Here is a 17,544-nt window from a genome sequence, read left to right as displayed (position 1 = left end):
GGAGAGGGGAAGCCCGTGCCTTTCCGAGACAGCTCTGCTTCGGTCACATCGACGGCTGCACCACCCCTTCGCCTACTCGTCCTCGCCGTGGCCCAGGCTCTTCGGCGTCACGAACCGCTCGACATTCCCCTCCCCGGCCTCGACCTTGGCCCACGAATCGACGGGCAGGTCGATCACCGTGACCGCTGCCGTCGGGTATTTCTTGGTCAGCGTCCGCCGCGCCTCGCCCGGCTTGGAGAGCAGGCGGGCGAGATCCTGGAAGCCCGGATTGTGCCCGATCATCAGGGCGGTTCCGACCTCGTCCGGGATGGCATGCACCACGTCGAGCAGGCGCGAGACCGGGGCCTCGTAGATCTGCGGCACGGTCTCCTCCGGCGCCGCCCCGAGGGCCGGCTTGACGAGGTCCCAGGTTTCTTTCGTGCGCCGGGCCGGCGAGACCAGCACCCGGTCGGGGATCAGCCCCTCCGCCGCCAGATAGGCGGCCATCTTGGGTGCGGCCTCCTTGCCGCGGGGGGCGAGCGGCCGGTCGACGTCCGACGTGCCGTCCGGCCAGTCGGACTTGGCGTGGCGAAGGAGGATCAGGCGGCGCATGGCTCTAGCGTCCCTCGCGGCGGTTCAGGAAAGCGAGCTTCTCGAACAGCCCGACATCCTGCTCGTTCTTTAGGAGCGCCCCGTGCAGCGGCGGGATCAGCTTGCGGGGATCGCGCTCGCGCAATTGCTCCGGGCCGATATCCTCGGCCATGAGGAGCTTCAGCCAGTCGAGCAGTTCCGAGGTCGACGGCTTCTTCTTCAGGCCGGGCGCCTCGCGCACCTCGAAGAAGACCCGCAGGGCCTCCTCGACGAGGCGCTGCTTGATGCCCGGGTAATGCACGTCGACGATGGCCTTCAGCGTGTCGGCGTCCGGGAACTTGATGTAGTGGAAGAAGCAGCGGCGCAGGAAGGCGTCCGGCAGCTCCTTCTCGTTGTTCGAGGTGATGATGACGATCGGCCGGCGCGCCGCCCGCACGGTCTCGCCGGTCTCGTAGACGTGGAACTCCATCCGGTCGAGTTCGAGCAGCAGGTCGTTCGGGAACTCGATGTCGGCCTTGTCGATCTCGTCGATCAGGAGCACCGGCCGCTCGGGGGCGGTGAAGGCCTCCCACAGCTTGCCGCGGCGGATGTAGTTGGCGATGTCCGACACCCGCGGGTCGCCGAGCTGCGAGTCGCGCAGGCGCGAGACCGCGTCGTACTCGTAGAGGCCCTGCTGCGCCTTGGTGGTCGACTTGATGTGCCAGGTGAGCAGCGGGGCACCCAAGCCCCGGGCGATCTCCTCCGCCAGCACGGTCTTGCCGGTGCCCGGCTCGCCCTTGACGAGGAGCGGCCGCTCCAGGGTGATGGCGGCGTTGACCGCGACGGTGAGGTCGCCGGTGGCGACGTAGCTCTCGGTTCCGGTGAATCGCATCGGGCTCGTGTCACGTCCTTGGGGGAGTTGCCCCGAACCTATGCGGCGATGGCGGCGCTGGCGAGCCCCGCACGCCTCACAGCTTCGACGGATCGAACCACACGCAGCTGCGGGCGATCACCGAAAAGTTCACTTCCGAGCGGGCCGGCTGCGGCAGCAGCTCGCCGTCGATCGCCACGGTGGTCTGGTTCGAGGTGGCGCCGTCGCCGAAGGTCTGGGGCCTCGTCACGTAGCAATACTGCTTCTCGGGCTTCTGCTCGTCGCCCTTGAAGTTCCAGCCGGTGACGATCGAGCCGTCGAGATAGGGCACGGTCTTGAACACCGTGAAGCTCGTGCGCACGGCGGCGCTGGCGGGCGCTTCCGACTTGCCCTGGTTGCCGGTGAGCGAGGACACGTCGGGACGGCCCTTGCCCGCCGGTACCCCGCCCTCGATCTTGAGGGTGTTGTCGGTGAGCCGGACCTCTCCGCTCGTCTTGAGCGTCGTGGTCTCGAGGGCCTGGGTCAGGGCCTTCGCGAGCTTGTCGGAGGCGTTGCCGACCTCGTTCATCGTCGCGTAGCCGTAGAAGGCGGCCCCCAGCCCGGCGCCGGCCAGCCCCACGAAGGCCCCGAGGCCGATCGCCCGGAACAGGAAGGCGCGGGCGTTGGAGATCCGGGCCTCGGCCCGCAGGCGCCCGTTGACGTGCTGGGCGAGCGCCACGTTCTCCGGCGTGCCCGGTGCGAGGTAGCTCACGGTCTCGGCCTCTCGATGCGGTCGTCGTCGCGTGCAGGCGGCGCCGGGGGCGTGCCGGCCTGCGGCACGGTCGGCGAGCGGCGCTGGTCGAGGGGGATCGCGGCGCCGGAGGCCACCGCGGCCTCGCGCATCGCCCGCTGCGCGTCCTGGATCTGGGTCGCGCTCTCGGCCATCTGGTTGAGGAGCAGCGGCACGCCCTCGGGCTGCATCATCGCGTCGAGGTCGTCCTCGTCGCGATAGGTCTTGCGCACCTGCACGGCGCAGAGCGCGAGCAGCGTCGAGGCGAAGGCGGCGCAGAGGGCCGGCGCGAAGACGAAGATGCGCAGGAAAGCGTGGACCTGCTGGTCGGTGACGTCGATCGGGTCGGCCCCGTAGACCATGGCGGTGAAGGAGTGGAGCTGCGAGCGCCGCACCGCGTCGCGATAGGCGCCTTCGGCTTCCGTCACCCGGCGGTCGGCGGCGGCGCGGTCGAGCTGGGCCCGGGCGGCCCGGGCCTCGGCCAGGTTCTTGGCGACCAAAGCCCGCTCGTCGCCGGCGGATTTCAGGCTGCCCGCGATGGTGGCGGTGCGCGGATCGGTGACGCAGCGCAGATAATTGTAGCGCTTGCCGCGGCTGTTGGTGCCCGACAGGCGCTCGCAGCGCTGCCCCGGCAGCCCGGCGAGCTGGGCGGAGGCCTCCGTGGTGCGCTTCTCGAGGGCCGCGGCCTCCGCCGTGTACTGCGCCACCCGGGCATCGGCCTGGGCGATGCGGTTGTCGATCGTGCCGCGGTCGGCCTCCGCTTCCTTCAGGATCGTGCGGGCCTTCGAGGCCTCGGCGAGGCGGGGATGGAACATCATCTCGCCGAGCTGCGACACCGACTTGGTGGTCACGCCCGCCGCCATCACGATGCCGACGATCGCCAGGCTCTTGATCAGCCAGTCGCGCTGGACCCGGATCAGGATGCCGAGCGGCACCCGGCACAGCTCGATCGCCGCGTAGACGACCGGCGCCAGCAGCATGAACCAGAAGCTCTGGTCGTGGCGGTCGGCATAGGTCTCGGCGAAGAACCAGGCGCCCGCGAGCGAGGTGCAGATCACCAGCGCCTCGACCAGGTAGGCGATGGCCACGTAGCCCCAGCGGATGCGGTAACCCTTGCGGATCGCCCGGTCCTGCTTCCAGGCGTCGGTCTCGTCGGTCCAGGCGCGCTTCTCGCGCACCACCACCCGATCGGGAGGCTGTCGGCCCATCTCGGCTCCTCGTCCGGCCGCTTAGGGGAGCGGCCGCGTACACGGAATCTCAATCCTTCACGCTATGCGGGTTTTGCGCCGAAAATGCGCCCTGGGCGAGCGGGGCTTGCCGCGGCGCAGCGTCCGGGGCGCGGTTTACGCACCGCAAAACGCCGTGGATCGCGTTAGAACGCGCTTGTGGCGCGGTCGTCGCGCCGAAGAACCGACGCCGCGCGACGGCGTCGCCAGACTGGAGCGAGGCCCCGCATGTCGGATGACCGCTACCACAAGGACCGCTACCATAAGGACAGGTTGGGCAACCGCCGGCTGAACCCCGAGACCCTGATGCTCGGCTACGGCTACGACCCCGCCCTCTCGGAGGGCGCGGTGAAGCCGCCGGTCTTCCTCACCTCGACCTTCGTGTTCACCTCCGCCGAGCACGGCAAGGCGTTTTTCGACTACGTCTCGGGGCGGCGCGAGCCGCCGGCCGGCGAGGCGGCGGGCCTGGTCTATTCCCGCTTCAACCACCCCAACAGCGAGATCGTCGAGGATCGCCTGGCGGTGTTCGAGGAGGCGGAAGCCGCCCTCCTGTTCTCGTCGGGCATGTCGGCCATCGCCACCGTGATCCTGACCCATGCCCGGCCCGGCGACGTGGTGCTGCATTCCCAGCCGCTCTACGGCGGCACCGAGACGCTGATCGCCAAGACGCTGGCGGGCCTGCGTATCGGCGCCGTCGGCTTCCAGGACGGCGCCGACGAAGGCAGCGTGACGGCGGCGGCCGATGCCGCGGAGGCGCTGGCGAAGGAGAATGGCGGGCGCGTCAGCGTCGTGATGGTCGAGACGCCGTCCAATCCCCTCAACACCCTGGTCGATCTCGGGCTGGTGCGTCAGGTGGCCGACCGGATCGGCGCCCGCCAGGGCGGACAGGCCCCGGTGGTGGTCTGCGACAACACCCTGCTCGGCCCCCTCTTCCAGCACCCCCTGCACCACGGCGCCGACATCTCGGTCTACTCGCTGACGAAGTATGTCGGCGGCCATTCCGACCTCATCGCCGGGGCGGCCCTCGGCGCGGCGGCCCGGATGAAGCCGGTGCGGCTCCTGCGCTCGGCGATCGGCACCCAGCTCGACCCGCATTCCTGCTGGATGCTCGGGCGCTCGCTCGAGACACTGACCCTGCGCATGGAGAAGGCCAACCGCAACGGCGAGATCATCGCCGAACGCTTGCGCGCCCACCCGAAGGTGACGAAGCTGCACCATCTCGGCCATCTCGAACCCGGCTCCGGCGCGGCACGGGTCTACGCCGCGCAATGCGCCGCCCCGGGCTCGACCTTCTCGTTCGACGTCGTCGGCGGGGAGGCCGAGGCGTTCCGGGTGCTCAATGCGCTCCAGCTGTTCAAGCTCGCGGTGAGCTTAGGGGGCACCGAGTCGCTCGCGAGCCATCCGGCCTCCACGACCCATTCGGGGGTGCCCAAGGAGATGCGCGACCGGCTCGGCGTCACCGACGCGACGATCCGGGTCTCGATCGGCATCGAGCATCCGGAGGACCTGGCAGCGGACCTGGAGGCGGCGCTCGCGACCTTGGGGTGAGTTTTTTCGAGATCCGCGGTCATGCGCGGGCGCCCGGTTACCCGGGCGCTCGCTCGATCCGGCTCACGGAACCCGGACCCGCCATCGTCATAGACTCGGCTTGGCGAGGCGGCCGACCGTCCGATGCCGGCTGCGAAAGCGCGGAACGCGGTCATGGACCGGCATGAAAACGCCGGCCCACCCGCCGTTTCGGCTTGCCCCGCCGGCCTCCCTCCGCAAGATGGCCGCGAGGTCCCCGGCTGCCCGCGCGGCGGGGTGCTCGCCTGCCCGACAGCCCGCGAAGAGAGGCCCCGCCGCTCCCGATGACCGAGCACGCCGCGTCCGGCTCCTACAAGGAGGTCATCCTGTTCCTGGTCACCGCGGGGATCGTGGTGCCGCTGTTCCATCGCCTGCGCGTCAGCCCGGTCCTCGGCTTCATCGGGGCCGGCGCGCTCCTCGGGCCCTCGGGCCTCGGGCGCCTCACCGAGACGGTGCCCTGGCTCGGGGCGGTGACGATCTCGAGCCGCACCGAGATCGCGCATCTGGCCGAGCTCGGCGTGGTCTTCCTGATGTTCATGATCGGGGTCGAGCTGTCCTGGGAGCGCCTGCGCATCCTGCGCCGCCTCGTCTTCGGCCTCGGCTCGCTGCAGGTGGCGGTGTCGAGCCTCCTCGTCGGTGCGGTGCTGATGGCGCTCGACGTCTCGCCCACCGCCGCGATCCTGGTCGGGCTGGCGCTGGCCCTCTCCTCCACCGCCATCGTGCTGCCCGTGCTGGCCGAGCAGAAGCGGCTCAACACGCCGGCCGGGCGGGCGAGCTTCGCGGTGCTGCTGTTCCAGGATCTCGCCGTCGCCCCCGTCCTGTTCGCCATCGCGGTGCTCGGCCGCAAGGACAGCGATGCGGTGACCGGCCTCGCTCTGGCGCTGGGCCAGGCGGCGGTGGCGCTCGGGCTGCTGGTCGTCGCCGGACGGCTGGGCTTGAGGCCGCTGTTCCAGCTCGTCGCCCGCACCCGCAGCCCCGAACTCTTCATGGCGGCCTGCCTCCTCGTCATCGCCGCGACGGCGCTCGTCGCGGCGGCCAGCGGGTTGTCGATGACGCTCGGCGCCTTCGTGGCCGGGCTGCTCTTGGCGGAGACCGAGTATCGCCGGGCGATCGAGGCGACGATCGACCCGTTCAAGGGCCTGCTTCTCGGCGTGTTCTTCGTCTCGGTCGGCATGGGGATCGACCCGGCGGTGCTGATGAAGACGCCGCTCACCATCCTCGGCCTCGCCCTCGGCCTCCTCATCCTCAAGGGCGGGGTGATCTTGGGCGTCGGCATGGCCCTGCGCCTGCCCCGGGCGGTGGCGCTCGAATCGGCACTCCTGCTCGGGCCCGGCGGCGAGTTCGCCTTCGTGCTCGTCGGCAGCGCGCTGGCCGCCGGCCTCGTGCCCGACGATCTCGGCCAGGCGGCGCTCGTCGTCACCACCGCCACGATGGTGATGATCCCCGGCCTCGCGGCGCTCGCCCGCCGCCTCGGCCGGCGGATCGACCGGACGTCGCTCGGCCGGGCCCGGGCCGAGCCGCCGCCGCCGGAGCGCCAGCCCGGCCGGGTGATCGTCGCGGGCTACGGCCGGGTCGGGAGGCTCGTCGCCGAGATGCTGGCCCGCCACAAGGTGCCCTACATCGCGCTCGACATGGATGCCGCCCGCGTCGCCGACCAGCGCCGCCTCGGCAACCCGGTCTATTTCGGCGATTCGGCCAATCCCGAACTCCTGCGCCGCTGCGGCATCGACACCGCCCGCGCCCTCGTGGTGACCCTCGACCAGCCCCGCGCCGTCGAGGCGGTGGTGGCCGCCGCCCGCGCCGAGCGGCCGGACCTCACCATCGTCGCCCGGGCGCGCGACGCCCGCCACGCCACCGCCCTCTACGAGATGGGCGTCGACGACGCGGTGCCGGAGACGATCGAGGCCTCGCTCCAGCTCTCGGAAGCCGTTCTGGTCGATGTCGGGGTGCCGATGGGGCTGGTGATCGCCTCGATCCACGAGCGCCGCGACGAGTTCCGGGCCCTCCTGCGGCGCAAGGAGGCGCCGCCGGCCGCCCCCTTCCAGGCCCGCCGCACCGTGGGGAAGGCGCCTTGACCAGCCTCGGCTCCCAGCAGGAGGCGGCGCTCAAGGCGGTGTCGGACTGGCTCAAGCGCGGCACCCCGCAGGTCTTCCGCCTGTTCGGTTTCGCCGGCACCGGCAAGACCACCCTCGCCCGGCGCCTCGCCGAGGATGTCGAGGGCGGGGTGCTCTTCGGCGCCTATACGGGCAAGGCGGCCTCGGTCATGCGCGCCCGCGGCTGCCCCGACGCCTCGACCATCCACAGCCTGATCTACCGCACCCGCGAGGATACCGAGGGCGGGCCCGCCTTCACCCTCAACCGCACCGGGCCGGTGAGCAAGGCGGCCCTCGTCGTGATCGACGAATGCTCGATGGTCGACGGCGACCTCGGCAACGACCTGCTCTCCTTCGGCACGCCGGTCCTGGTGCTCGGCGACCCGGCGCAACTGCCGCCGGTGAAGGGCGGCGGCTTCTTCACCGAGGCCGAGCCCGACGTGATGCTGACCGAGGTTCATCGCCAGGCCGCCGACAACCCGATCGTGCGCCTCGCCATGACGGTCCGCGAGGGCGGGCGGCTGGAATTCGGTGCCTATGGCGAGAGCCGGGTGATCCCGCGCCGCGACATCGACCCCCAGACGGTGCTCGCCGCCGACCAGGTGCTGGTCGGGATGAACCGCACCCGGCGGCTCTATAACGGCCGCATCCGCGAGCTGATCGGCCATGCCGACCCGATGCCGGCGGTGGGCGAGAAGCTGGTCTGCCTGCGCAACGACCGCACCAAGGGCCTGCTCAACGGCTCGACCTGGACCGTCCAGGCCCTGCGCGCCGCCCCCCGCCCCGACCTCGTGCGCCTCGACGTGGTGCCGGAGGACGATCCGGCGCTCCGCCGCAAGCCCCAGGACATCCGGGTCCTGCGCTCGGTCATCGCCGGCAGCGAGGAGGAGGTGCCGGCGATCCTGCGCCGCGAGACCGAGGAATTCACCTACGGCTACGCGCTCACCGTGCATAAGGCGCAGGGGTCGCAATGGGACAAGGTCGTGCTGTTCGACGAATCCTACGCCTTCCGCGAGCACCGGGCACGCTGGCTCTACACGGCGCTGACCCGGGCGGCGGAGGCGATCACCGTGGTGGTGTAGGGTCGCCGAGCACCTTGCGCATCCGCGCGCGTGCGGTACCCTGCCGGCATGTCGATCGAAGTGTCCTACACCTTGCGGAACGCCGAGCCCGGCGCCCTGCTCCGGGAGCTCGACGATGTCCGTATTACGACCGACGTGACGACCGACGACGGGGACACGATCACCGCCGGGACCGAAGGCACGGTCGTCGCCGTATGGAACGCCGGCGAGGCCTATGACGTCGAGTTTCCGGAGCCGATGGGAGCGCTGGCGACCGTGAAGGCCGCCGATCTCGTGCGCGTCGGACGCTCGGTGCCTTGAGCGAGGATGAGTGGCGGCCTGCCCTCGAAGTGCCCGGCAGCAAGCTCGTTCATCACTTGCTGAACGTCGATCATCCCAAAGGCGGCCCGAAAGCGCGGTTCTTCCTGGCCTTTGGCTTCGATCCCGGCCAGCCCGAGATCATGGCGGAAGCTCTCATCATGCAGGCCACCGACGCTCGGTGCATCCTGCGCTCCGTGGAGCTCGGCCCCTGCCGCCGGATGATCGTCGAAGGACCGATGGAGACGCCGGACGGGCGCCGGCCCCGGGTCCGCAGCGTCTGGCAATTGCAGGACGGATTGATGTGGCGTCTCTTGACTGCCGTGCCGCTCACCTGACGCGATGAGTGCCGGTCGAGTCGCGCGCCGAGCGATGTACGCCGGGCGGGATCTCAGGCTAACGGGTCAGACGCCGCGATCCCGAGCACGGCGGCAACGGCCTGGGAAGGTGACAAGGCCGCGCTGTCAATGACAAGGCGCGGCCGGTCCCACAGCTTTGACCAGCCGCACTCCGGCACGGGCGGCCACCGCCCGCCATCCCTCGCGGCTGGCCCCGACCGGATTGACGCAATCGGCCACGACGACCCGTCCGTCGCCGAGATTTGCGCCCGCCAGTGCCTGCGCCACCGCATAGCCCGACGCGCCAACGGTGCCGGTCGGCACGCCCGCATCCCGGATCGTCTGCTCGATGATGTCGATGCGGAGATGGGTCGCCGCGAGGGCTTGGGCGACGGCGCGGGAGATGGTGGTCTTCCCGGTCCCGGGCAGGCCGGCGAACACGATCAGCATGGAGCAGCCCTTCGACGGTTGCGATCACGGTCAGGGGCAGCGGCGCGCCGCTTGGGCCTTGCCTCAGCCTATCACGCTGCGTCCGGCAGGCACCCGGACGACCACTCCCGCTTCCGCCCCGCTGGACGAACGCCCCGCGAACCCCCACCTACGCCGCAGCACGATCGAGACAGCCTGCCCCGGAGAGACATCCTTGGCCAACGACGACGCGGGGGGCGCCCCCCGCATGCATGCGACGACGATCCTGATGGTGCGCAAGGGCGGCCGGGTGGTGATCGGGGGCGACGGGCAGGTCAGCCTCGGCCAGACCATCGTCAAGGGCAATGCCCGCAAGGTCCGCCGCCTCGCCAAGGGCTCGGTGATCGGGGGCTTCGCCGGCGCCACCGCCGACGCCTTCACGCTGTTCGAGCGGCTGGAGGCCAAGCTGGAGCAGTATCCGGGCCAGCTCACCCGGGCCTGCGTCGAGCTGACCAAGGACTGGCGCACCGACCGCTACCTGCGCCGCCTCGAGGCGATGATGCTGGTGGCCGACAAGGACGTGAGCCTGCTCCTCTCCGGCGCCGGCGACGTGCTTGAGCCCGAGGGCGGCGTGATGGCGATCGGCTCGGGCGGCAACTACGCGCTGGCCGCCGCCCGGGCGCTGGAGGAGCAGGACCTCGACGCCGAGGCGATCGTGCGCCGCGCCATGCGGATCGCCGCCGAGATCTGCGTCTACACCAACGGCAGCTTGGTGATCGAGAGCCTGGACGCGGCCTGACCGGCCCCCGCCGCACCCCCCTCGCACAGGGCCGTGGGCCCGCCCGAAGAGCCTCATGACCACCTTCTCTCCCCGCGAAATCGTCTCCGAACTCGACCGCTACATCGTCGGCCAGGGCGACGCGAAGCGCGCGGTCGCGATCGCATTGCGCAACCGCTGGCGCCGCCAGCAGCTCCAGGGTCCGCTCCGCGAGGAGGTGGCGCCGAAGAACATCCTGATGATCGGCCCGACCGGCTGCGGCAAGACCGAGATCTCGCGCCGCCTGGCGCGGCTCGCCGGGGCGCCGTTCCTGAAGGTCGAGGCGACGAAGTTCACGGAGGTCGGCTATGTCGGCCGCGACGTCGAGCAGATCGTGCGCGACCTCGTCGAGATCGGCATCGGCCTCAAGCGCGAGGAGAAGCGCCGGGGCGTCCAGGCCAAGGCTGAGGGCGCGGCCGAGAACCGCGTGCTCGACGCCCTCGTCGGCCCGACCGCGAGCCAGGCCACCCGCGACGCCTTCCGCCGCCGGTTGCGCGCCGGCGAGCTCGACGACAAGGAGGTCGAGCTGGAACTGGCGGCGGGCGCGCCGCAGGGCCTGCCGATGTTCGAGATCCCGGGCATGCCCGGTGCCGCCATGGGGGCGATCAATCTCGGCGACATGCTCGGAAAGGCGCTCGGCGGCCAGAAGGGCAAGCCGCGGCGGATGACCGTGCGCGACGCCTACGCGCCCTTGATCAGCGAGGAATCCGACAAGCTCCTCGACCAGGACAGCGTGGTGCAAGAGGCCCTGCGCGACGTGCAGGATAACGGCATCGTCTTCCTCGACGAGATCGACAAGATCTGCGCCCGGGAAGGCCGCTCCGGCGCCGACGTCTCCCGCGAGGGCGTGCAGCGCGACCTCTTGCCCTTGATCGAGGGCACCACGGTGGCGACCAAGCACGGGCCGGTGAAGACCGACCACATTCTGTTCATCGCCAGCGGCGCCTTCCACGTCTCGAAGCCCTCCGACCTCCTGCCGGAACTTCAGGGGCGTCTGCCGATCCGGGTCGAGCTGAACCCCCTCACCGTCGACGATTTCCGCCGCATCCTCACCGAGACCGAGGCGAGCCTGACCAAGCAGGCGGTGGCCCTGATGGCGACCGAAGGCGTGACGATCGACTTCACCGACGATGCCATCGATGCGCTGGCCAAGGTCGCCGTCGACGTGAATTCCTCGGTCGAGAATATCGGCGCGCGCCGGCTCCAGACCGTGCTGGAGCGGGTCCTCGACGACGTGTCCTTCACCGCTCCCGACCGCTCCGGCGAGACGGTGACGATCGATGCGGGTTACGTCCGCGACCGGGTCGAGAGCCTGGCGCAGAACGCGGATCTGAGCCGGTTCATCCTCTGAGTCCCGATGGGGCGGACCCTATCCGCCCCATACTTGCCCCGGCCGCATCGCCAGGAACCGCTCCGACGGCACCTCCGCCGCCGCGAGCGCCCGCCCCAGAGCCTCGGCCGGCTCCGCCACGCCCTCGTTGGTGAGCCGGAACGTGCCCCAGTGATGGCCCAGGCCCTGCTCGGCCCCGACCTCGCGAAAGACCCGCACCGCCTCCTCCGGGTTCATGTGCTGGGCCTGCATGAACCAGCGCGGCTCGTAGGCGCCGATCGGCAAGGTGGCGAGGCGCGGCGCGCCGAAGCGCTCGCGCAGATCCCGGAAGATCGCCCCGTCGCCGTAGCCGGTATCGCCGACATGGTAGAGCACGCCCTGCGGGGTGGTGAGCACGAAGGCGCACCACAGGGCCATGCGCTTGTCGTTCACCCCCCGTGCCGACCAGTGGTTGGCCGGCACCAGATGCACGACGATCCCGTCTCCGAGATCGACCGAGCCGCCCCAATCCCGGGTCTCGACCGGGATGGTGGCGTCGTAGGTGCGGATGATCGCGTCGTTGCCCAGCGGCGCCACGAAGGTCGGCGCGTGCTCGGCCCAGAGTCGGGCGAGGATCGCCCCGTCGAGATGGTCGTAGTGGTTGTGGGTGATCAGCACCGCGTCGATGGGCGGGAGCGCCGCGAAGGCGATGCCCGGCGGGTTGACGCGCTTCGGCCCGGCGAAGCCCACCGGGCTCGCGCGCGTCGCGTAGACCGGGTCGACCAGGATGTTGCGGCCCGCCACCTGGATCAGCAGGCTGGCATGCCCGATATGGACGATCCGCAGACCCTCGATCCGCTCAGGGGGAGTGTCCTGCGGAAAGGGGCTCGGGAAGCGGGCGGGCCACGCCTCCCGGCCGCCGCCGAGCTGCCAGCGCGCCAGCTCGCCCACATCCTTGTCCGTCGGCTGCCCCGGCGAGAAGAACCGCACGCCGTCGAAGTGGTCGCTGACCGGACCCTGGTAATAGGGGTTGCGGCTGCGCTTGTGGGCGGCGTAGCCGACGCCGCCGAGCGTCATCACCGTCATGGCGCTGGCGAACTTGAGGAAGCCACGGTTCTTCATGCGCTGGAGATGACCGCATGACGGCGAAGGTCAAGGTGCCGATATGCGGACCCTTCGCCGCGCCCGAAACGGATTGCGCAAGGCCGATGAATCCTTACATTCGGATCATCGGCAACAACAGGAAAGGAGGTGATCCAGTGTCTCATTGTCATCAGCCGCGGTCGTCTGCGCACCGGACCTGGATCGTCGCCTCCGGCTTCACGGCCTGAGCATACGACGAACAATCCAGAATCGGTGAACGATTCTGATCGACCAGTCGGACCGCGGTTCGGCAATGGAAGGGCTGCCCTGGCGACGGGGTGGCCCTTCGTCCGTTTCGAGCCCGAGCTGAACGCGAAGCGTCATTCGCCGAAGTGGTCACCGGTTCGGCGGTGAAAACGATGCAGGAAACAAGGATCTGAGCAGCGTTGCGCCGTGCAGCGCCGTTCAGAGCGTGCGCTCCAGCGCCATCATCTCCGCTTCCTTCAGCAGGCGGCGCAAGGTCGCATTCTCGGTTTCCAGTTCGTGGATGCGGGCGAGCAGAGCCGCCGGAGCGGGGTCCGCGGTGCTCGAGGCCGGACGGGCCGCCTCGTCCGCGAAGGTCACGCCGATGCTGTCCGCCTTGCGCCAGCGCAGCGTCGCCTTGTGGCTGCGGTCCTTGGCCGGGATGAGGAGGTCGAAGCCGTCCGGCAGCGTCGCGGTCTGGCTGAGCATCAGCCGGGCGCCCGAGGGAGAGAGGTCCCGGACCAGGCAATCCATGCTGGAATTGCCGTTGTTGAAGATGATGCGTCCCTTCAGGAAGGTCCGCAGGCGGGTCTCCCTGCGCAACTCGGACATGTCGGACATGGCGGCCAGCCCCGTTCGGCCTCGCGGGTTTCGGATGCCCGCGAGACTGCCTCACCGACCTTTAAGGAATGCTCGCCACGATCTGCGATTCGTGCGAGGGAAACGGGGCCGTTCGCGGGGCGAGGCTCTCAGCCCTGCGCCTGGGACATGCTCTGGAACAGGTAGAAGCCGTTGAAGCGGACCGCCGTCGCGGCCGCGGCACCGTCGAAGCCGGTGGGGTCCGGCTTGCTACCGTCGAGCTTGCCGCCGAAGGCCCAGCGCGCCTCGGTGACGAAGGCCGGCACAGCGTAGTCCTCCGGCACCGCGCAGACCAGGCCGTCGAGGCCCTTCAGGCAGAACAGGTTGTAGCTTCGCATCGGATCGCCTCCGCTCGCAGGTGCTGCCATGGCGTCCATTCGCTAACGGCTGATTTGGCCGAGACTATGTCAGGACCTGCCGGTCTGCGCTACCGCAATCCTGGCAATGACGTTGGGTGATGGGTTGCAGAGCCGGCAGTCATCACGAGATCGTGTGATCAGAGACACTCCGAATGACGTGAGAAATGATGCCGAGACGCACGGGTGACCGCATGGTGCGGCGCATCATCGTGCCGGAATTTCGGAACAATTCCAGTTACGCAGGATCTGGGCGATCGTCGCGACTTCGAGCTGCTGGCCGAAGCGTTGCCGGTAGAGCGTCATCATGGCATCGTGGGTCTCGTCCGACGAGGAGCAGACCGCGTCGGTGGCGAGCACGATGCGGTAGCCGCGGTCGACGGCGCCGAGCACGGTGGCGAGCACGCAGACATCGGTCTCGCCGCCGGTGATCACCAGGGTCTCGGCCCGGCGCGCCCGGAGCGCCCCTTCCAGGCCCGGCTCCATCCAGGGCGAGTAGACGGCCTTGTCGATCACCTGGCCCGGCGGCGTGAGCGCCGCGAGGTCCGGCACCAGCTCCACCATCTCCTCGCCGAGGCGCTCCACCGTCATCTCGGCCCAGCGCTCCCAGTAGCGCTTCCAGCAGCCCCGTCCCTCCCCTGGATGGCGGGCCGGGACGAAACGGGTGAACAGCGTGCGCTCCGGCACCGCCGATGCGAGGTGGACGACCCGCGGCAGCACGCGGTCCATCCACGGCGTGTGCCAGGCGGTCTCCCGGGCGAAGAGGTTCTGCATGTCGACGCAGACATGCACCGCGCTCTCATCCAGGGGGCCGTTCGGCAGGGCGTCGGTGTCGGACGGCATGGCGGCCATGGATCGGGCTCCCGTGCAGGGGGCTCCTCTCGGCCCCGGGGCCCGACCAACGCTCATACCCCCATGGGGTTTCTTGCCTCATCCCTGCGGGACGTTGCGCTCCAGCTCGTCGAGCCAGGCACGGGCATTGCCGTCCGAGGGCGCGCGCCAGTCGCCCCGGGGCGAGAGGGCGCCGCCCGCCGCCACCTTCGGCCCGTTCGGCAGGGCCGAGCGCTTGAACTGGCTGAAGCCGAAGAAGCGCCGCAGGAACACCGCGAGCCAGGCTCGAATTTCCGGCAGGGCGTAAGCCCCCCGCTTCGCCTCAGGGAAGCCGGGCGGCCAGGGGCCGCGGCCGGCATCCTCCCAGGCCATCAGCGACAGGAAGGCGATCTTCGAGGGGCGGTAGCCGTAGCGCAACGTGTAGAACAGGTTGAAGTCCTGTAGCGCGTAAGGCCCGATCTTCGATTCGGTGCTCTGGATCGTCTCGCCCTCCCGCGCCGGCACCAGCTCGGGCGAGATCTCGGTCTCCAGGATCGCCTCCAGGGTGCGGCCGACTTCCGCGGAGAACTGGCCCGACGCGATCACCCAGCGGATCAGGTGCTGGATCAGGGTCTTGGGCACCCCGGCATTGACCGCGTAATGGGACATCTGGTCCCCGACGCCGTAGGTGCACCAGCCGAGCGCCAGCTCCGACAGATCGCCGGTGCCGATCACGATCGCGTCGTGCTGGTTGGCGAGCCGGAACAGGTAGTCGGTGCGCAAGCCCGCCTGCACGTTCTCGAAGGTGACGTCGTAGACCTCCTCGCCGCGCCCGAACGGGTGGTCCATGTCGGCCAGCATCTGCCGGGCGGCGGGCCGGATGTCGAGTTCGGCGGCGCGGGTGCCCAGCGAGGCCATCAGCCGGTGGGCGTTGGCCTTGGTCTCGTCCGAGGTGGCGAAGCCCGGCATCGTGTAGGTGAGGATGTCCGAGCGCGGCAGGCCGAGCTGGTCGAAGGCGCGGGCCGCCACGATCAGCGCGTGGGTCGAATCGAGCCCGCCGGAGATGCCGATCACCACCCGGCGCGTGCCGATCGCCTGGAGGCGCTGGGCGAGGCCGGCGACCTGGATGTTGTAGCCCTCGTAGCAATCCTGCGCGAGGCGGGAGGGATCGGCCGGCACGAAGGGGAAGCGCTCGACGATGCGGTGGAAGCCGAGATCGGCGTCGGGCGGCGCCAGGCGGAACGGCACCCGGCGATAGGCCGGCGCCATCCGCAACGCCTCGCGGGCATTGTCCTCGAAGCTGCCCATCTGGGCCCGCTCCTGGCGCAGGCGGTCGAGGTCGATATCGGCCAGCGTCACCTGCGGCTCGGACGGGAAGCGCGCGCCCTCGGCCAGCACCTCGCCGTCCTCGTAGATCGCGGTCTGGCCGTCCCAGGACAGGTCGGTGGTCGATTCGCCCGGGCCCGCCGCGGCGTAGATGTAGGCCGAGAGGCAGCGCGACGAGGCCGACCGGCACAGGAGCGCCCGGCTCTCCGCCCGCCCGATGGTGATCGGGCTGCCCGACAGGTTGGCGAGCACGGTCGCGCCGGCGAGCGCCGCGAGCGACGAGGGCGGGACCGGGATCCACATGTCCTCGCAGACCTCGACCCCGAGGACGAGGCCCGGCAGGTCCTCGGCGGGGAACAGCAGGTCGGTGCCGAACGGCGCCTCGGTGTCGCCGATGCGGATCGTCTCGCCCGTCACCCCGGCGCCGGAGGCGAAGTGGCGCTTCTCGTAGAACTCGCGGTAGTTCGGCAGGTAGCTCTTCGGCACCACCCCGAGCAGCCGGCCGCGATGGATCACCGCGGCGGTGTTGTAGATCCGGTTGCGGTGGCGCAGGGGCGCGCCGACGACGAGGACCGGCATCAGCCCGCGGCTGGCCCCGATGAGGGAGAGAAGCGCCGCCTCGACCCGCTCCAGCAGCGTCTCCTGCAGCAGCAGGTCCTCCAGGGCGTAGGCGGACAGGCAGAGTTCCGGGAACACCGCCACCGCGACGCCGTCCGCGTCGCAAGCCTCCGCCAGCTGCCGGATCTCCGCCGCGTTGGCGTCCGGATCGGCGATGTGGCTGCGGCCGACGCAGGCCGCGACCCGGGCGAAACCGTGCCGGTAGAGGGATCGAAACATCGCGCGGGCAGCCTCGTCTCGCCGGAAAAACATCCCTGGTCCTTAACGCGCCCGCGCGCCGCCCGGTACCGGGGCTCGTGCCTAATCAGGCATTAACGATGCCGTGCCTAACTGGTGCGACGTACGCGGCCGCGGGCCGCCCACACACCATTCGGCATCATGAGACAATCGGGACGGCCACCCTTCTCCGACTCTTCGCCGCGCGCGCCCCAGCGAGTGCGCGACCATCTCCGCACGCCCGAGCGTCGGGAGCGCCCCCTCGGCGTCCTCGCCCAGACCGTGATGAGCCTGCGGGCGATCCTTGCCCGCCGGTTCGCGCCTCCCGCCCCCCCGCCGGCCCAGCGGGACTACACCTTGAGCCGGCGCGCCACGCCGAGCTGGATGGCCGACGCCCTGGTGCGTCCCGACGCGCACGAGCCGGCTCCGATGCAAGCGGCGCCGCCTGAGCCGTGGAGCCAGAGCCCCTTCGCCCCGGCGGCGAGCCCGGCCCCGCGCCCGGCGCGGGCGGTGAGCCCGTCCTCCCACGTCGCGCCGGAAGGATGGCCGCCGGCGCCGGCGCCGGCGCCGCCCGCCTGGCCGGAGCCGCCGGCGCGCGCCGCCGCACCGCGACAGGCCGAGATCCGCGTCGATCCCGGCGATGGCTACGGCCGCGGCGCCGGGGAGGCCCGCAGCACGACGCAACCCGTCCACGCGCCGGAGGCATGGTCGCCTCCGCCTGCGCCCTTTGTGACGCCGCCCCCGGCCGAGCCGGCCCGGGCCTACCGCTCCGAGCCCGTGCCGCTGCCGGAATCCGAGCCCGTCGCGCCGCCGATCATGGTGGTGGCGCCGGAGGCCCCGGCGCCGCACCGCGCCTCGACCTGGGCACCGGACCCGGCCCTCGTCCCCGACGGCGGCTGGACCATGCCGATTCCCCCGGCCGGCCCGG

Annotated in this window: 17 protein-coding genes and 1 pseudogene; 8 read left to right on the top strand and 10 right to left on the bottom strand. The window is 70.7% G+C overall.

All coding sequences use genetic code 11. From position 1 onward, the window contains the following. Positions 1-72 precede the first annotated feature (72 nt). From VQ03_RS23410 to VQ03_RS23395, 4 genes are all read right to left on the bottom strand, one after another. On the bottom strand, positions 73-591 hold the full coding sequence (locus VQ03_RS23410) for a SixA phosphatase family protein (RefSeq protein WP_048453309.1): 519 nt from the start codon (positions 589-591) through the stop codon (positions 73-75). 4 nt (positions 592-595) lie between these two features. Then, complete coding sequence (locus VQ03_RS23405) at positions 596-1,441, bottom strand: AAA family ATPase (RefSeq protein WP_048453308.1); 846 nt, start codon at positions 1,439-1,441, stop codon at positions 596-598. A 76-nt stretch (positions 1,442-1,517) separates the two neighbouring features. Then, positions 1,518-2,171, bottom strand: a complete 654-nt coding sequence (locus VQ03_RS23400) for a hypothetical protein (protein ID WP_048453307.1) — start codon at positions 2,169-2,171, stop codon at positions 1,518-1,520. Next, a complete protein-coding gene (locus VQ03_RS23395; RefSeq protein WP_048453306.1) occupies positions 2,168-3,397 on the bottom strand; it encodes a hypothetical protein in 1,230 nt (409 codons plus the stop codon). Before VQ03_RS23395 ends, VQ03_RS23400 begins: the two co-directional genes overlap by 4 nt. 246 nt (positions 3,398-3,643) lie before the next feature. Between VQ03_RS23395 and VQ03_RS23390 the strand changes: the two genes are divergently transcribed. From VQ03_RS23390 to VQ03_RS23370, 5 genes are all read left to right on the top strand, one after another. After that, a complete protein-coding gene (locus VQ03_RS23390) occupies positions 3,644-4,963 on the top strand; it encodes a cystathionine gamma-synthase family protein (RefSeq protein ID WP_048453305.1) in 1,320 nt (439 codons plus the stop codon). A 302-nt stretch (positions 4,964-5,265) separates the two neighbouring features. Continuing rightward, positions 5,266-7,056 (top strand): cation:proton antiporter domain-containing protein, encoded by a 1,791-nt coding sequence (locus tag VQ03_RS23385; protein ID WP_048453304.1) that lies wholly within the window; start codon positions 5,266-5,268, stop codon positions 7,054-7,056. Continuing rightward, positions 7,053-8,156: an ATP-dependent DNA helicase gene (locus tag VQ03_RS23380; RefSeq protein WP_048453303.1), complete on the top strand. Its 1,104-nt coding sequence runs from the start codon at positions 7,053-7,055 to the stop codon at positions 8,154-8,156. Before VQ03_RS23385 ends, VQ03_RS23380 begins: the two co-directional genes overlap by 4 nt. A 48-nt stretch (positions 8,157-8,204) precedes the next feature. Further along, the gene (locus VQ03_RS23375; RefSeq protein ID WP_048453302.1) at positions 8,205-8,456 is read left to right on the top strand and encodes a DUF4926 domain-containing protein; all 252 of its coding nucleotides are present in this window, start codon (positions 8,205-8,207) and stop codon (positions 8,454-8,456) included. After that, a complete protein-coding gene (locus VQ03_RS23370; protein ID WP_048453301.1) occupies positions 8,453-8,791 on the top strand; it encodes a DUF6883 domain-containing protein in 339 nt (112 codons plus the stop codon). Before VQ03_RS23375 ends, VQ03_RS23370 begins: the two co-directional genes overlap by 4 nt. A 126-nt stretch (positions 8,792-8,917) precedes the next feature. Here VQ03_RS23370 and VQ03_RS23365 read toward each other — a convergent pair whose 3' ends face one another. Further along, positions 8,918-9,241, bottom strand: coding sequence for a P-loop nucleotide/nucleoside kinase family protein (locus VQ03_RS23365; RefSeq protein ID WP_053078709.1), 324 nt, complete (start codon positions 9,239-9,241; stop codon positions 8,918-8,920). A 226-nt stretch (positions 9,242-9,467) separates the two neighbouring features. On the opposite strand from VQ03_RS23365, the gene hslV reads away from it, so the two are divergent. Then, positions 9,468-9,998: an ATP-dependent protease subunit HslV gene (hslV, locus tag VQ03_RS23360; RefSeq protein ID WP_048431164.1), complete on the top strand. Its 531-nt coding sequence runs from the start codon at positions 9,468-9,470 to the stop codon at positions 9,996-9,998. 55 nt (positions 9,999-10,053) lie between these two features. After that, positions 10,054-11,367: an ATP-dependent protease ATPase subunit HslU gene (gene hslU, locus VQ03_RS23355; RefSeq protein ID WP_048453300.1), complete on the top strand. Its 1,314-nt coding sequence runs from the start codon at positions 10,054-10,056 to the stop codon at positions 11,365-11,367. A gap of 18 nt (positions 11,368-11,385) precedes the next feature. On the opposite strand, the gene VQ03_RS23350 is transcribed toward hslU, so the two are convergent. The 5 genes from VQ03_RS23350 to VQ03_RS23330 form a co-directional block, all read right to left on the bottom strand. Continuing rightward, positions 11,386-12,447 carry an MBL fold metallo-hydrolase gene (locus VQ03_RS23350; RefSeq protein ID WP_048453299.1) on the bottom strand — a complete coding sequence of 354 codons (1,062 nt, stop codon included), beginning with the start codon at positions 12,445-12,447 and terminating at the stop codon, positions 11,386-11,388. A gap of 426 nt (positions 12,448-12,873) precedes the next feature. Further along, positions 12,874-13,263, bottom strand: a complete 390-nt coding sequence (locus VQ03_RS23345; protein ID WP_048453311.1) for a PilZ domain-containing protein — start codon at positions 13,261-13,263, stop codon at positions 12,874-12,876. 137 nt (positions 13,264-13,400) lie between these two features. Further along, positions 13,401-13,628: a hypothetical protein gene (locus VQ03_RS23340; RefSeq protein ID WP_048453298.1), complete on the bottom strand. Its 228-nt coding sequence runs from the start codon at positions 13,626-13,628 to the stop codon at positions 13,401-13,403. 225 nt (positions 13,629-13,853) lie between these two features. Then, complete coding sequence (locus VQ03_RS23335) at positions 13,854-14,489, bottom strand: cysteine hydrolase family protein (protein ID WP_048453310.1); 636 nt, start codon at positions 14,487-14,489, stop codon at positions 13,854-13,856. A gap of 87 nt (positions 14,490-14,576) precedes the next feature. Beyond that, positions 14,577-16,619 (bottom strand): NAD(+) synthase, encoded by a 2,043-nt coding sequence (locus VQ03_RS23330; RefSeq protein WP_048453297.1) that lies wholly within the window; start codon positions 16,617-16,619, stop codon positions 14,577-14,579. Positions 16,620-16,835: 216 nt separating this feature from the next. Here VQ03_RS23330 and VQ03_RS23325 point away from each other — a divergent pair. Next, positions 16,836-17,544: pseudogene (locus tag VQ03_RS23325) on the top strand (hypothetical protein); the annotation flags it as partial.

The sequence above is a fragment of the Methylobacterium tarhaniae genome, assembly GCF_001043955.1.
In the GTDB taxonomy this organism is placed as follows: domain Bacteria; phylum Pseudomonadota; class Alphaproteobacteria; order Rhizobiales; family Beijerinckiaceae; genus Methylobacterium; species Methylobacterium tarhaniae.
This window is presented reverse-complemented; position numbering and strand designations above follow the sequence as displayed.

Bases quoted from the DNA above. Each gene is read 5' to 3' on its own strand.
- hslU (WP_048453300.1), top strand. From the start codon at position 10,054: ATGACCACCTTCTCTCCCCGCGAAATCGTCTCCGAACTCGACCGCTAC.
- VQ03_RS23390 (WP_048453305.1), top strand. From the start codon at position 3,644: ATGTCGGATGACCGCTACCACAAGGACCGCTACCATAAGGACAGGTTG.
- VQ03_RS23375 (WP_048453302.1), top strand. From the start codon at position 8,205: ATGTCGATCGAAGTGTCCTACACCTTGCGGAACGCCGAGCCCGGCGCC.
- VQ03_RS23395 (WP_048453306.1), bottom strand. From the start codon at position 3,397: ATGGGCCGACAGCCTCCCGATCGGGTGGTGGTGCGCGAGAAGCGCGCC.
- VQ03_RS23335 (WP_048453310.1), bottom strand. From the start codon at position 14,489: ATGCCGTCCGACACCGACGCCCTGCCGAACGGCCCCCTGGATGAGAGC.
- VQ03_RS23385 (WP_048453304.1), top strand. From the start codon at position 5,266: ATGACCGAGCACGCCGCGTCCGGCTCCTACAAGGAGGTCATCCTGTTC.
- VQ03_RS23405 (WP_048453308.1), bottom strand. From the start codon at position 1,441: ATGCGATTCACCGGAACCGAGAGCTACGTCGCCACCGGCGACCTCACC.
- VQ03_RS23330 (WP_048453297.1), bottom strand. From the start codon at position 16,619: ATGTTTCGATCCCTCTACCGGCACGGTTTCGCCCGGGTCGCGGCCTGC.
- VQ03_RS23410 (WP_048453309.1), bottom strand. From the start codon at position 591: ATGCGCCGCCTGATCCTCCTTCGCCACGCCAAGTCCGACTGGCCGGAC.
- VQ03_RS23340 (WP_048453298.1), bottom strand. From the start codon at position 13,628: ATGCGAAGCTACAACCTGTTCTGCCTGAAGGGCCTCGACGGCCTGGTC.
- VQ03_RS23350 (WP_048453299.1), bottom strand. From the start codon at position 12,447: ATGAAGAACCGTGGCTTCCTCAAGTTCGCCAGCGCCATGACGGTGATG.
- VQ03_RS23345 (WP_048453311.1), bottom strand. From the start codon at position 13,263: ATGTCCGAGTTGCGCAGGGAGACCCGCCTGCGGACCTTCCTGAAGGGA.
- VQ03_RS23365 (WP_053078709.1), bottom strand. From the start codon at position 9,241: ATGCTGATCGTGTTCGCCGGCCTGCCCGGGACCGGGAAGACCACCATC.
- hslV (WP_048431164.1), top strand. From the start codon at position 9,468: ATGCATGCGACGACGATCCTGATGGTGCGCAAGGGCGGCCGGGTGGTG.